The 13,867-nt window shown below is 72.0% G+C and carries 10 protein-coding genes; 3 read left to right on the top strand and 7 right to left on the bottom strand.

Going from position 1 to position 13,867, the window contains the following annotated elements; all coding sequences use genetic code 11:
- Positions 1-163: 163 nt before the first annotated feature.
- On the bottom strand, positions 164-1,831 hold the full coding sequence (locus tag O0S08_RS45335) for a glycosyltransferase family 39 protein (RefSeq protein WP_269035757.1): 1,668 nt from the start codon (positions 1,829-1,831) through the stop codon (positions 164-166).
- Between the two features lie 149 nt (positions 1,832-1,980).
- A complete protein-coding gene (locus tag O0S08_RS45330) occupies positions 1,981-2,454 on the bottom strand; it encodes a hypothetical protein (protein WP_269035756.1) in 474 nt (157 codons plus the stop codon).
- Positions 2,455-2,771: 317 nt separating this feature from the next.
- On the opposite strand from O0S08_RS45330, the gene O0S08_RS45325 reads away from it, so the two are divergent.
- The 3 genes from O0S08_RS45325 to O0S08_RS45315 all read left to right on the top strand — a co-directional run bounded on the left by O0S08_RS45325 (position 2,772) and on the right by O0S08_RS45315 (position 5,311).
- Positions 2,772-4,337: an alkaline phosphatase PhoX gene (locus O0S08_RS45325; protein ID WP_269035755.1), complete on the top strand. Its 1,566-nt coding sequence runs from the start codon at positions 2,772-2,774 to the stop codon at positions 4,335-4,337.
- A gap of 53 nt (positions 4,338-4,390) precedes the next feature.
- Positions 4,391-4,798, top strand: a complete 408-nt coding sequence (locus O0S08_RS45320) for a hypothetical protein (protein WP_269035754.1) — start codon at positions 4,391-4,393, stop codon at positions 4,796-4,798.
- 186 nt (positions 4,799-4,984) lie between these two features.
- The gene (locus tag O0S08_RS45315; protein ID WP_269035753.1) at positions 4,985-5,311 is read left to right on the top strand and encodes a hypothetical protein; all 327 of its coding nucleotides are present in this window, start codon (positions 4,985-4,987) and stop codon (positions 5,309-5,311) included.
- A gap of 29 nt (positions 5,312-5,340) precedes the next feature.
- Here the strand turns inward: O0S08_RS45315 and O0S08_RS45310 are convergent, their stop codons facing one another.
- The 5 genes from O0S08_RS45310 to O0S08_RS45290 form a co-directional block, all read right to left on the bottom strand.
- Positions 5,341-6,105, bottom strand: a complete 765-nt coding sequence (locus O0S08_RS45310) for a hypothetical protein (RefSeq protein WP_269035752.1) — start codon at positions 6,103-6,105, stop codon at positions 5,341-5,343.
- A gap of 70 nt (positions 6,106-6,175) precedes the next feature.
- Entirely contained in the window at positions 6,176-8,887 is a 2,712-nt protein-coding gene (locus O0S08_RS45305; RefSeq protein ID WP_269035751.1) for a DUF4215 domain-containing protein, read from the bottom strand.
- 122 nt (positions 8,888-9,009) lie between these two features.
- Positions 9,010-11,217 carry a M28 family peptidase gene (locus O0S08_RS45300; protein ID WP_269035750.1) on the bottom strand — a complete coding sequence of 736 codons (2,208 nt, stop codon included), beginning with the start codon at positions 11,215-11,217 and terminating at the stop codon, positions 9,010-9,012.
- Between the two features lie 264 nt (positions 11,218-11,481).
- On the bottom strand, positions 11,482-11,949 hold the full coding sequence (gene rbp, locus O0S08_RS45295; RefSeq protein WP_269035749.1) for an RNA-binding regulator: 468 nt from the start codon (positions 11,947-11,949) through the stop codon (positions 11,482-11,484).
- Between the two features lie 296 nt (positions 11,950-12,245).
- The gene (locus O0S08_RS45290; RefSeq protein ID WP_269035748.1) at positions 12,246-13,847 is read right to left on the bottom strand and encodes an FAD-binding oxidoreductase; all 1,602 of its coding nucleotides are present in this window, start codon (positions 13,845-13,847) and stop codon (positions 12,246-12,248) included.
- Positions 13,848-13,867: the final 20 nt, after the last annotated feature.

Below are 13,867 nucleotides of genomic sequence, written 5' to 3'. Positions count from 1 at the left end.
CCAGTGCGCATCAAAACGCGAGGGTGCGTCCGCAGTCAATCAAAAAGATGCGCGAAGTCGCCCCTTCTGCATGAGCGGGCGCGAAGCGGTATTCACTGACGTACGAATCGGCCGATCTCAGAGTCGGCCGATCCCCGAACGCGAATGCGGGGAATGTTCGCAGTCACGGCCGCGGCGAGAGCTCGAGCAGGGCGAGGCAGGGATCGCCGGATTCGCAGGTGAAGTCGCGCCGGGCCACGATTTGGCGGCCGGCCGCGGGCAGAGCGGAGAAGAGGGCCCGGCCTGTGGCCTCATTGTCGGTGAAGGGGCCGTCGAAGAGATTGGGGCCGGTCGACAACACCACGAAGCGGGCCGGGTAGGCGCGGAAGATCGCCAGCCACGCGGCGATCGCACCGGAGTCGTCGCCCCGGCCGCGGCGGAGCGCGCGATAGGCGTGAATCGGCGGGTGCGTCGATTGCATCTCGTGGGGCGCCCACGCCTCGAGCATGCCGACGTGATTGTAGGTGGTGGTGACGATGTCGCCGGGGGCAGGATGACGCTCGACGAGGGCGGCCACCAGTTCGCGCTGCGACTCGCCGCTGAGCATCGGATTGCCGACGGCGCGCTCGGTGGTCAGGAGGGTGCCGCATTGCCAGGCGCGGGCGCCGAGGAGGACGGCGACTGCGAGGCCGGCCAGCCGCGGCGATCGCAGGGACTGCAGCTGGTGGGCGACCGCGAGGACGAACAGGGGCTCCAGGGCCATGCCGAGCTGGAACTGCTGCGGGTCGCCGTACAGCCAGGCGCCGAACAGGGCGTTACCGAGGGCGGCGGCGACGAACAGGCACTCGCCGTCGCCGGCGCGGGCGCGCCACCAGCGGGCCAGCGCGAGCGCGAGGACGGCTGTCCCGAAGACCAGGCCAGGCAGCGGCGAGCGCGAGAGGTCGGCGACCAGCGGCAGCAGGACGGTGTCGGGGTCGGCGACCCAGGCGAGCTGGGCGGCGAGGGTGGCCGGGGCGGTGGCTGTCCGCTGGGCCAGGTCAGCGAGCGGTAGCTTGGCGGCCGGCGCGGTGCCCTCGTGCAGCGGGACCGCGGCCTGGACGACGAGCGCGAACAGCAGCGGGACCGCGGCGCCGAGGCCGAGAGCGAGGGCGGGGCGGCGCAGGCCGGCGCGGCGATCGGGGTGGACGAGCAGGAGCAGCAGCGCGGGCAGGAGGGTGGCGGCGATGGTGGCGCGGCAGAGGATCGCGGCGGCGACGAGGAGGCCGAGGCCGAGGCTGCGCGCCGTGGTGAGCGGACGCGCGGCGAGCACCAGCGCGGCGAGCATGGCGACGCGGCTGGCGAGCTCGAAGCCGTAGCCGGTGCGGGCGAAGAACAGGAGGCCCGGAGAGAGGACGCAGGCCAGCGCGGCCGCGCCGGCGAGCGCGAGGCCGAGGCCGAGGCGGCGGGCGAGCGCGAACACGAGGCCGACGAGGACGAGGCCGAGGAGGACCGAGCTGCGGCGAACGCCGGCGATGCCGTCCCCGAGCGCGGGCGCGGCGGCGAGGCCGAGGTAGGTGCCGAGGGCGCTCTGGTGGCCCTTGATCAGCACGGGCCAGGTGCGCGCGTCGCCGATGTAGGCGAGGTTGGGCCACTGCGCTGTCGAAACAAATCCGCGGCGGTCGGGCCGATCGTGAGGCGGGAGCAGGCGCACGCCGCCGGCGTCGGCGCTGGCGAGGACGACGGGGTGGCGCGGCAGGTAGGGGGTGATTTCCTCGGCGATCACGCCGCGCTCGCCGGCGCCGGGCCACGCGAGCGCGAGGTGGAGGGCGGCGAGGCCGACCAGGAGCGCGGCGGTGCGGGCGAGGGGCTTCATGGAGCAGGCGCGTCAGGTCGGCGGAGTAAGATGTCTGAAGGGACAGGTTGAGTGCGGATCGGCGAATGCTGGTCGAAGGGACATGTCCAGTGAGGTCGGCGAGAGGCTGGTCGAAGGGACATGTCGCGCGGGAGCGGCGCAGGCGCGGCTCACGGGGTGAGCGGAGCGAGCGGGGGCGGGCCGGCGGCTTCACGGGCGGCCAGGGCGTCGGCGAGGGCGGCGGCGGCGGCGAGGGCGTCGGGCGGGGTGGGGCTGTCTGCGGGGACAGGTCGGGCGAGGAACACGGCCAGGTGCGCGGTGCGGGCCAGGGGGCGCGGGCCGTCGGGGACGAGGCGGGTGACGGCGAGCTCGAGGTCGGGCTGGCCGGCGGCCTTCAGGGTGAAGACGACGGCGCCGCCGCGCGGGCGCTCGACCTGAGCGATCGACCATGCCCCGAGAGACATGCCTGGAGCGACAGGTCCGAAGAAGGCCCACAGGGCGGTCTCCTCGGCCGCCGTGCCGGCGTGGGCGGGTTCGCCGGCGCCCGCGCAGGTGGCCGCGCGCGAGAGGACGCAGACGCCGAGGGTGAGGCCGCCGTAGGCGAGCAGCATGCCGAGGAGGCTGTCGCGGCCGAGAGCCGACACGAGGCCGCGAGGATAACACCGCGCGGGGCGCGGTGACATGGCTCAAGGGGCAGGTCATTGGGGAGCCGCGGGAGGCAGCCCAGGGCAGATGCGGGACGACGGGGAGTGACTCCGGCCGTGGCCGGCGTGCGCGTCGCCGTCGACGTCTCGGGGTCGGCCGACACGGGCGGCGGTGCCGATGGGGCAGGGCGATGAACCGCGGCGCGAGGCCTGTCGCAAAGGTCAGGTGATGGGGCGAAGCCGGCCACGGTGGGCGGTGATGATCATCACTGTGCCGGCCTTGTCGGGGGCGCGGGAGGTGGCGATGATGGACGGGTATGAAGCGGACCTCCCCGGCGTTCGGACGGCGCGGGCTGTTGCGCGCCGGGGCGGCGATCGCGGGCTCGGCGGCGCTGCCGTTCACGTTCACGTATCACCGCACCGCCAGGGCCGCGAAGTACGGCGCGCTGGTGCCCGACCCGGACGGCATCATCGACCTGCCGCCGGGGTTCTCTTACAAAGTTCTCACGCGGCTGTTCGATCCGATGAGCGATGGTTATCGCTCCCCGGGGCTGCCGGACGCCATGGGCGTGTTCCCGGGGCCCGATGAGAACACCATCGTGCTCATGCGCAACCATGAGCTCGGCGTGCTCGACATCCTGCACACGCCGCTCCATCCGGAGCAGCAGGCGCCGCCGGAGGCGTACAACCCGGGGGCCTCGGGCGGGGTCACGCGGCTGGTGATCGACAACGAGACGCTCGAGGTGAAGTCGAGCAACCTGGTGCTGTTCGGGACGCTGCGCAATTGCGCCGGCGGCAAGAGCCCGTGGGGCTGGTTGTCGTGCGAGGAGACGACCGACGGCAAGCACGGGTACACCTATCTGTGCGCGACCGATGCGACGAGCGTGCAGCCGCCGCGGCAGATCGCCGGGTACGGCCGGTTCAAGCACGAGGCGGCGTGCGTCGACCCGAACACCTTCGTCGCCTACTTGACGGAAGATCGGGGCGACAGCTGCCTGTATCGCTTCGTGCCGAGCGACAAGGCCGACCCGTTCACCGGCAAGCTGCAGGCGCTGCGGGCGGTCGAGGTCGACGAGTTCGCGACCTCGGACATGGAAGTGGGGCAGGTGGTGCCGATCGCGTGGGTCGACGTCGACGACCCGACCCCGACGGACGACAGCGTGCGCGGGCAGGCGCAGGCGAAGGGCGCGGCGATCGTCAAGCGCGGCGAGGGCATCTATTACTGGCAGGGCGCGGTCTACGTGTGCTCGACGAACGGCGGGCCGGTCGGCGGCGGGCAAATTTTCAAATTGGTCGACGGGCCCGACGGCGGGACGCTCGAGCTGCTGGCGCGCTCCGACGACCTCGAGGTGCTCGACCACCCCGACAACATCGCGGTCGCGCCGTGGGGCGAGCTGTTCATGGCGGAGGACGGCGACGGCGAGGACTACGTGCGAGGGCTCGACGCCAGCGGCCAGGTGTTCGACTTCGCCCGCAACGCCAAGAGCGACAGCGAATTCTCCGGGGTCTGCTTCTCGCCCGACGGCAAGACGATGTTCATCAACCTCATGTTCGACCACCTGACTCTGGCGATCCGCGGGCCCTTCCCCGAGTTCGAGCCGCTGCCGGAGACGACCGGCGGGGAGACTGGCGAGGGGACGGAGTCGGGCACCGGCGCGGCGCCGACGACCGGCGGTGGTTCGAGCACGACGGCCGGCACGACCGCGGACAGCACCGACGCGGACGCGAGCGATTCGGCCAGCGGCGGGGCGATCGACGACGACGGCGGGTGCGGCTGCAAGGCTGATGCGGACGCGCCGGGGCTCGGCCTGGCGCTGGCGGCCGCGGGGGCGCTGGCGCTGCGCGGGGGCAAGCGCGGCGAGGAGCAGGACCCGGAGGAGTGAATTTCTTTTCCAGGGACATGTTCTATGGAACATGTCTTGAAGAACCTTTCGTAGTGGTCGACCTGAACGGAGATCTTGTGATGCCAACCGCCGCCGAGGTCGTTTACGTGTCCGGTCACCTCGACCTGACGGAAGCGGAATTCGCCGCGCACTACCTGCCGCAGATCGAGGCCGCCTGCGCGCGCGGCTGCCGGTTCGTGGTCGGGGACGCGCGTGGGGCCGATCTGCTGTTTCAGCGCCACGCGCAGGCGCAGCGGCTCGAGGTGACCGTGTTCCACATGTTCGAGCGGCCGCGGCACAACGCGGGCGAGTTCGCGACCGTGGGCGGCTTCGACTCGGACACCGCGCGGGACGAGGCGATGACGGCCGCGTCGACGATCGACATCGCGTGGGTGCGGCCGGGGCGCGAGCGCAGCGGGACGGCGAAGAACCTGCTGCGGCGGGCGCATCTCGCGAAGTGACGGCGCTCGGCGTCGCGGCCTTGCGGCATGCCGTCGGGCTGTCCGCGGCTCCGGGTCCGCCGAGGGGCTCGACGGGATGTCTCTTGAGACATCCGCTGGACTCGTAGAACGTACCGCGCCGGCTGCTGCTCGACGCCGTTCGCCGGCAATTTTGTTCGGAGAGGTTCTCCTGCTGCACGAGGCGCCATGTCGACTGCGAACGTTCGTGCGTGGATCGCAATGCTCAGCGGCTTCGCCGCGGGGATGATGTTCGTCATCGCCTGCCCGGGCCCCGATGATGGCACGACCGCGACGGCTCCGACCGGAGTCGGGAGCGGGGCCCAGACTTTCGGTCCGACGACGGCCAGCGCCGCGACGACGACCGGCGGCGGCGGCGAATCGATTACCTGTCAGAACTGGGAGGTCCGCTACGACCCGGTGCCGGATGATTATGGGGTCGTGGTCGCCCTGCCGGCGGGGTGGGAGCCGTTCGCGGTCTACAATGCAATTCACTCGCGGCGCTGCGCGGACTGACGGCACGCCTCAGCGAGCCGGCGCCCGGCTCAGCCGGCGAGGTGGGCGGGGAACGAGCGGACCGTGAGCAGGTGGTGCAGGGCGCCGCGCGGGGTCGCGGGCAGGCGCGAGAAGTAGCGCATGGTCGAGGTGAGGTCGCCGAACACCCGCTCGAGCTGCATGTAGCGGGGGTCGCTCAGGACCTCGTCGCACAGCAGCGGGCCGGGGACGCGGCGGCGAAAGTCGCGGAGGCGGGCGAGCAGGCGGGCGTGGTAGTCGGGGTCCTCGACGGTGGCGGCGAGCTCGGCGGCGCGGGCGTGAGTGCCGGCGCGCAGGGCCTCGAGCTCGGACTCGAGGCGGTCGAGGCCGTCGGGGAACGATTCGAGCAATTGCAGGTCGTAGTCGGGGTTGGCGTGGACGACCTGCAATAAATGGTGGACCACCGTGTCGCGCGCGCTGTGGAGGCCGAGCGGGTCGACCATCGAGGCCGGGTCCTCGAGGGCGCGCAATAGCGTGTGGAAGCCGAAGTGGATGTTCTTCTGTGAATAATAGGTGGCGGCGCAGGGGACGAGGAAGAAGCGCAGCATGTCGACCGCGCCGACCATCCGCTGAATCGCGGTGGGGAGCGGCGCCTCGAGGCGGCCGAGGGCGTGCAGGTGCTGCAGGCGCCGGTCGACCGCGCGGGCGTCGACCCAGCCGCGCAGGGCGACGGCCAGGCGGCCGAGCTTGTCGCGCCAGTGGGCCGGGCGGCCCACTGCGCGGCGGAGCAGCTGCAGGGTGGATTCGCGCAGGCGCGGGGCGGCTTCGGCGGGCATGATCGCCGAAGCATGACGCGGGTTCTGGGGGTGTGCAAGGATTTGCACACCCGCAGGCGATGGGCCTGGATCAGCGCATGGCGGCGTAGAAGATGAGCGCGCCGCCGTCGGCGGCGGCGTTGTTGCAGTCGACGTCCGCGCCGGCCGGCGACTTCGTCCACGTGCCGAGCGAGACCTCGGCGTCGTAGCCGGCGTCGAGGTCGGGCAGGCCCAGCATGGGATTCGAGGCCTCCTGCGTGGTGCGGCTGTACAGGTAGTGATATTCGCAGCAGGCGTTGAGCCCCCACGCGCCGGTGACCGCGTTGGAGAAGCCCTGCGTGGTGACGGGGCCGGGGGGGTTCGTATTGGGGCAGGTGACCTGGCCGTCGGGGCCCGCGGTGATGCCGAAGTCGCCGCCCTTGTAATTGTTGGCGGCGTTGCTCCAACCCATGAAGCCCTGGGCGGACGCGCCGTTGCTGGCGGTGACGGTGACCGGGCCCTTCCAGTTCTTGTTGGCGACGATCAGGTTGGTGTTGAAGGCCGGCTTGTTGACCTTCAGCCACACGTTGGGCGCGGCCTTGCGGACGAACAGGGTCTCGGTGGAGATGAGGCTCAGGCCGACCTTCTTGATCTGGAAGACGCTGTAGGGCTGGAACTGCATCGGGTTGCCGGCGACGTTCTCGGTGTTGGTCGTCAGCGGCGGCTCGTTGCCGGCGCCGGTGTTGGCGTGGAAGATGGTCCAGCCGCCGCCGTCGGTGACCATGTCGCACCAGACCTCGAACGGCTCCTGGCCGAAGCCGGGGCTGATCGTGTACTTGCCGCTCGGCAGGGCGGGGTTGCCGGTGTGGAGCTGCTTGCACGATTGCGGCGCGGTGCACACGCCGAGGGCGCAGTTCCCGGTGACGCAGTCGGTGGGCTGCAGGCAGGCCTCGCCCTCGGGGCACTTGCCGCACGTCGGGCCGCCGCAGTCGAGGCCGGTCTCGCTGCCGCTCTTGATGCCGTCGTCGCAGGCGGGCGGCTTGCACAGGTGCGTGCAGGCGTCGCTGTCGACCTGGTTGGCGTCGTCGCACTGCTCGTGGCCGGCCCACACGTGGCCGTCGCCGCACGAGGGGTTGCTGCAGTCGTTGAGGCAGTCGTCGGTCTGCAGCTCGTTGGCGTCGTCGCACTGCTCGTTGTCGGGGAACACGAAGCCGTCGCCGCACTTGGCGTTCTTGCAGGTGTCGAGGCAGGCGTCGGTGTTCGACATGTTGCTGTCGTCGCACTCCTCCATGTTGGAGGGCTGGACGAAGCCGTCGCCGCAGTCGGGCAGGTTGCAGGCGAGGGTGCACTCACCGAGGTTGTCGTTGAGGTCGCCGAGGTCGCACTGCTCGGTGCCCTGCTCGAAGCCGTCGCCGCAGGTGGCGAACTTGCAGACGTTGGTGCAGGCGTCGTTGTTGCTCTGGTTGCCGTCGTCGCAGGCCTCGCCGGGGCCGACGTCGGCGTCGCCGCAGAAGTTGGCGGTGCAGTCGGCCTTGCAGGCCTGGCCGGGGCCGTTGTTGGCGCCGTCGTCGCACTGCTCGACGTTGGCCTGGATCAGGCCGTCGCCGCACGCGGCGTCGAGGCAGGCGAGGGTGCAGGTGCCGGTGTCGCTGTTGCCGGGGCCGAGGTCGCACTGCTCGCCGAGGCTCGGCTGCTCGAAGCCGTCGCCGCAGTCGGGGAAGGCGCAGTTGTCGGTGCAGCCGTCGTCGGGGTCGCCGTTGGCCCCGTCGTCGCACTCTTCGCCGAAGTCGAGGACCGCGTTGCCGCACTCCTCGAGGCCGCAGATGCCGTTGCAGCCGTCGCCGTTGTCGAGGTTGCCGTCGTCGCAGGCCTCGCCCGGGCCCTGGTCGCCGTCGCCGCAGACGTTGAGCACACACTGGGCGTTGCAGGCCTTGCCGGGGCCGTTCTCGGCCCCGAGGTCGCACTCCTCGGTGCCGCCGCCGCTGCTCCACACGTGGCCGTCGCCGCAGGTGGCCGCCTTGCAGGTGGTGGTGCAGTCGGCGTCGTCGGCGTTGTCGTTGCCGTCGTCGCACTCCTCGCCGACGCCCTCCTGGATGAAGCCGTCGCTGCAGGCCGCGTTGGTGCAGCTGTCGGTGCAGAGGTCGGTGTTGTCCTGGTTGCCGTCGTCACACTCCTCGGTGGCCGCGACGATCGCGTCGCCGCAGGTCTTCATGGCGCAGGCGTTGGTGCAGTCGTCGGTGTCGTCGTCGTTGCCGTCGTCGCAACCCTCGCCCGGACCGACGGCCCCGTCGCCGCAGACGTTGTCGGTGCAGTCGGCCTTGCAGCTGTTCATGTCGCCGTTGTTGGCGCCGTCGTCGCACTCCTCGTCGGGGCCGAGGTCGCCGTCGCCGCAGGCGTTGACGCCGCACATGGCGTTGCAGGCCTTGCCGGGGCCGTTCTCCGGGCCGTCGTCGCAGGCCTCGCCGTCCTCGACGATGCCGTTGCCGCACTCGGCGACCGGACCGGTGGTGGTCGTCGTGTCGGTGTCGCCGTCGGTCGTGGTCTCGGTCGTGGTCTCGGTGGTCGTGAGGGTCGTGGTGAGGGTCGTGGTGAGGGTCGTGGTCTGGGTGGTGTCGGTGGAGGTCGTGGTCGACGTCGGGCTCGTGGTGGTCGGAGCCGTGGTCGTGGGGACGTCGGGACCGGTGGTCGGGCCGCCCGTGGTTGTTTGTTGCGACGTCGTGCTCTCGGTCGTCGTGTCTGTATTCGCCGTATCGGTCGTGACGGCGGTCGAGTCGGAACAGGCCGTCAACCACGCGCAGGTCGTCAAGCCAAAGATCAACCTCAAGCCCTTCATGTTCTCCAAGCCTCCAGCGACGTCGACGCTACCACGGGCGCTCGACGACCAGCAACGCGAGCGGGCGCTCGCAAGCGCGCGACGACCTTCCGCGTGCGAAAGGTCGACGGCAATCATTGCCCGGCGAGCGGTGTGAAGCTCCGTCGCGCGGCGATCGAATCACCCCATTGATAGGGCACGGCCCACTCGGGGCGAGCGCTCGCAGGGGCGTCGGGGGCGAGCCCGGACACGAGGTCGACGACGGTCCACGCGGCCGCGGTGGTGATGTCTGCGACGACCTCGACGCCCTCGGCCGGAGACCCGAAGACGGTGACGACGCGGGTGTCCGAAGGACCAGGTCGCAGCTTCGACACATCGAGGACACGACCGCCGACGCTCAGCGTCGCAACCGCGTCGGCGGGGATCACGAGCTGCGAGGCGAGCGCGCCGGGGCGGGCCCGCAGGGTCATGGTCGCGCGGCCCGGCGGGTCGCCCGCCGCCGGCGGCCGCAGCTCGAGGCTCGGACCGGCGTCGCCGAGCAGGGCCGCCGGCGCCGAGAGCACCGGCCGGCTCGACCACGGGAGCAGCGGGCGCGGCTCGTCCCACGCGAGCGCGTCGGCGAGCGGCTCGGGCACGCCGGACGGCGCCTCGACCGCGTGCCAGGCCCGGCCGGCGTCGAGGTCGGTGAGGTGGACGAGGTTGGCCTTGGCCGGGTCGTCGGCGTCGTGGCGCGGAGCGACCGCGGCGAGGCCGAGGGCGAGGATGCCGACAAGCGCGAAAGACCAGGTCCAAAGGGACAGGGTCTTTTCGCCAGGTTCTTCGGGACAGGCGGGTAGCAGGGCGGTGCACAGCCAGCCGACGGTCGCGCCGGCGAGCGGGGCGGACAGGCCGAGGGCCTCGACCAGGGCCGGCGCGAGCGGGGCCCAGACGGCGACCGCGAGCAGGGCGGCGGCGATCGGGGCGAGGCGCGAGGCGGGGGCGACGGCGGCGAGGACCGCGGGGGCGAGCAGCAAGATCGCGGCGCCGGGGATCTGCGTGGCGAGGACGAGGGCGAGGCCGGTCCACAGCAGCCAGGTGACGAGCGACTGGGCGAGCGGGCCGGCCCGGCGGACCAGCGGGCGCGCGGCGGCGAGGGCGGCGGCGACCGCCGCGGCGGCGAGGCCGAGCAGGGCGGTGGAGGTGGAGGCGCGCCAGGGGCCGAGGGGGCTGGTGAGGGACTCGGCGATCCGCAGGGCGACGGTCGCGGCGGCGACCGCGGCGAGCACCGCGACGAACGGGGCGGCGAGGGCGAGGAGGACCGCGCGCGGGCTCAGCTCGCGGCGGCGGCGGACCGCGGTGACGAGCAGCGCGAGCAGGGCGACCGCGGCGAGCGGGACGTCGAGCCAGGCGGGCCAGCGCAGCAGGACGAGGCCGAGGACGTCGAGGTAGTGGGCGTTGTGCGGGCTGGGCGGCGGCAGGTCGGCGGCGAGCAGGTTGCGGGCGGTGGCGAGGACCGCGTCGCCCTGCTGTTGCACGCTGCCGAGGTCGAGGTGGGCGAGGTCGTCGCGCGGGGTGTGGTAGCGCAGCACGCCGCCGATGAACGCGAAGTTCATGCCCTGGAGGCCATGTCCTTTGAGGACGGTGAGATCGGTGTCGTTGGGCAGGCGGCGGTAGATCTCGTAGGACAGCGAGAGCGCGCTCGGGCGGGCGGGGGCGTAGGCCGCGATCAGGGCGCTGTTGCCGTCGCTGGTCTCGAACATGCGGGCGGCCCCGGTGGTGCCGCGGGCCTCGAGGTTGAGGGCGACGCCGATCTCGCGGGCGCGGGGGTGCTCGGCGAAGGCCCGCATGCCGAGCAGGCCGGCCTCCTCACCGTCGGTGAACACCGCCACCAGCGGCGGGCGGCGCGGGAGCGGGAGCAAGATCCGGAGGAGCTCCAGGGTCGATGCCACCCCGTGCCCGTCGTCGGCTGCCCCGGGGCCGGCGGCGACCGAGTCGTAGTGCGAGGTGATCGCCAGCGCGGGCCCGGGGACCTGTCCCGGAAGCCAGGCGATCACGTTGGTGACCGGGGCGCAGTTGCCGGCCTCGCTGCAGGCGAAGGCGCGTTGCTCCTCGGGTTCGAGGCCGAGGGCGCGCAGGCGGGCGACCAGGCGGGCGCGCACCGCCTCGTTGGCGGCCGAGCCGACCGGGTGCGGGCGCTGGTCGCCGAGCAGTTCGGCGAGCTCGGCCTGCGCGCGGGCGGCCGAGAACCGGTCGGCGGGGGCGTCGAGGCCTGCCGGGGCCGGCGGTCCGGAGCGGACGAGGGCGAGGACGGCGACGCCGAGGCTGGCCGCGAGGACGACGTGGCGGAGGCGGCGCGGAGACACGGCGGTGCGCAGAGGATACCGCAGGGCCGTGGCGCTCGACGGGAGCCGGCTCGGGCAGGGACTGGGGCTTCGCGAGTCGGTCGAGGAGTCGGTGACTCGGGAGAGTCGGGAGGAGATCGCCGCGAGGGGTTCGGTGAACCCGCGAGGTCGGCGGCCGGTGGGTGCAGATCGCGGGGGGAGTTGTTGCGGGGCTCGAGCGCGAAACGCGAGCGAGGAGCTCGGCTCCTGCTCGCGTCTCGAGGGTTTCGTCAGGGACGGGGCTGATTACCAGCGGCCACCGCCGCCGCCGCCGCGACGGTCACCACCGCGGCCACCGCCGCGACCACCGCCGCCGCCGCCGCCGAAGCCGCCGCGACCACCGCCGCCGCCGCCGCCGAAGCCACCACCGCCGCCGCCGCCGCCGAAGCCGCCGCGACCACCGCCGCCGGCGCCGCCGAACGAGCGGTTACCACCGCCGCCGCCGCCGCCGCCACCCGGGCCACCGCGGCGCTCTTCGGCCTCGTTCACGCGGAGCGGGCGGCCGTCGAGCATCTGGCCGTTGAGGCTCTCGGTGGCGCGCTTGGCGGCCTCGTCGTCGGCCATGGCCACGAAGGCGAAGCCGCGGGAACGACCGGTCTCACGGTCGAGGACGAGGCGGATCTCGGCGATCTCGCCGAAGTCTGCGAAAACTTGCTGGAGGTCCTCCTCGGTGGTCTGGAAGGACAGGTTACCTACGAACAGTCGGTTGCTCATGTGCGTCGTCTCGTGCGTGCGGCTCGTGGGCGCCTGGCGCCCCTGTACAGTACACACCCCGACCGCCGTGAGAGCCGCGCCACGAGGTCAGCGTCGCCGGAGACAAGGACCGATACAAACTCAGAGACGAGCGTGCAAATGAGCCGAGTGCCAGAAACGTTTGTGCGCGCGTGGGATACCACGAGGTTTGCGGGCGCGCAACGAAGCGGGCGGGCGGCCTCGTGAGTTCGGCGGCGAACGGCGGTCGGGGGGGGCTGTTCGGCTCGCCGGACGCGGAGCGGCGGAGCCGGCCGCGGTCAATCGGCGAGGGTCGTGTCCAGCTCACGCTCCTCGTCGAGCACGGCGAGGACGTCGACCTCGGGCTTGATCTTGTCGTACAGGTCGGGGAATGCGGCAGAGGCGCCGTAGCGTTCGCGGACCTGGCGGTACAGCCGGAGATCGAACATGACCTCGAATTCATCGCGGGTCATGAAGGTGTCGGCGTAGAGGAACGGGAAGCCGCGCACGCCGGCGGTGAAGGCCTCCATGGCCCGCATCGCGTGCACCGTCTTGAACGGCAGGCCGCGCTGGATCGGGCCGGGCACGCCGTAGACCCCGAGGTCGAAGTACATCGCGTAGTCCTTGCCCGGCACGATGTCCTCGGGGAACGGGCGCGGCAGCTGACCGCCGGCCTCGCCGTGGTCGTACACCCGCGACGGGTACAGCAAGATCGGGAACATCTCGAACCGCTCGGCCACCAGGTCGACCGCGCGCTTCATGGCGCTCATCGGCAGCACGATGTCCTGGAACACCTGCATGGTGAAGGTCATCTTGCGCACCGCGGGGGTGGTCGAGAACTTCAAGAAGGCGATCCGCGGCGGCATCATCCACCCGAGCAGGGCGCGGAACAGCGGGTGGTTGCCCTCCGGGATCATGTGCGCCACCACCCAGAAGATGCTGCGGTTGTGGCGGAGGATGTAGTCCTCCAGCGGGATGTACTCGTCGCCGCCGCGCTCGAGGAAGGTCTCGACGTGCTTGTAGAACCACGGCTTGTACCACCGGCCGACGCGGTTGATCTTGGCCCGCTCGGCCGGGCCCTCCGGCTCGTCGGCGAAGTCGCCGCACATGATCACCGCGCGGTCCTTGGTGAACACCGTGGCCTCGAGGAAGTGCGGGGCGTCGTCGGCGTTGGCGAGGCGGTACATCTCGTCGCAGTAGCCCTGCTGCGAGTGGACCGGGATGTAGCGCATGTGCACGTACTTCTTGATCGGGACGACGGCGAGCTCGATGCCGACGAGCAGGCCGAGGGTGCCGTGTGACCAGCCCATGGCGCGGAACAGGTCGGGGTGGCTGTCCTTCGTCACCCGCACGAGGCGGCCGTCGGCCAGGACGACCTCGTAGGCGACCACCGTCTCGAACAGCATGCCGACCTTGTGCGAGTGCGTGGTCATGCCGGCGGCCAGCGCGAGGCCGCCGATGGTGGCGTCGGCGATCTCGAGGTGCACCGCCAGCATGTAGCCGCGCTTGGCCAGGTAGCGCATGGCCTGGCCGACGGTCACGAACGGCTCGACGCGGACGGTCCGCGCCGCCTCGTCGAGGCCGAGGACGTCGCGCAGGGCGCCCATGCGCACCTTGTGCCAGGTGTGCTTGGGCTCGAAGCGCGTCGAGAGGTTCATCCACGTGCGCCGGTCGGTGCACATCGGCTTGCGCTCGCTCGCCGGCTGGCTGGCCCACCGCCGCACCTGCTCCTGGATCTCCCGCACCTTCTCGTCGTGGCGCTCCGGCGCGGCCCCGAGCGCCTCGTAGGCCCGCGCCCGCGCCCGCAGGACGGCGTCGAAGACGAAGCCGACCGGCAGGCCGACGCCGACCAGCAGCAGCGAGCGGTACTTGGTGAGGAGGTCGACGAGCTTCTGGCGCATAGGGTTGGCTAATAAGGGGA

This window comes from Nannocystis punicea (assembly GCF_026965555.1).
Classification (GTDB): Bacteria; Myxococcota_A; Polyangia; order Nannocystales; family Nannocystaceae; genus Nannocystis; species Nannocystis punicea.
Note: the sequence above shows the minus strand (reverse complement) of the source record. Positions and strands in the feature narration are given on the sequence as shown.

Excerpts from the sequence above, each read along its gene's own strand:
- O0S08_RS45335 (WP_269035757.1), bottom strand. The coding sequence starts at position 1,831 with ATGAAGCCCCTCGCCCGCACCGCCGCGCTCCTGGTCGGCCTCGCCGCC.
- O0S08_RS45325 (WP_269035755.1), top strand. The coding sequence starts at position 2,772 with ATGAAGCGGACCTCCCCGGCGTTCGGACGGCGCGGGCTGTTGCGCGCC.
- O0S08_RS45315 (WP_269035753.1), top strand. The coding sequence starts at position 4,985 with ATGTCGACTGCGAACGTTCGTGCGTGGATCGCAATGCTCAGCGGCTTC.
- O0S08_RS45310 (WP_269035752.1), bottom strand. The coding sequence starts at position 6,105 with ATGCCCGCCGAAGCCGCCCCGCGCCTGCGCGAATCCACCCTGCAGCTG.
- rbp (WP_269035749.1), bottom strand. The coding sequence starts at position 11,949 with ATGAGCAACCGACTGTTCGTAGGTAACCTGTCCTTCCAGACCACCGAG.
- O0S08_RS45290 (WP_269035748.1), bottom strand. The coding sequence starts at position 13,847 with ATGCGCCAGAAGCTCGTCGACCTCCTCACCAAGTACCGCTCGCTGCTG.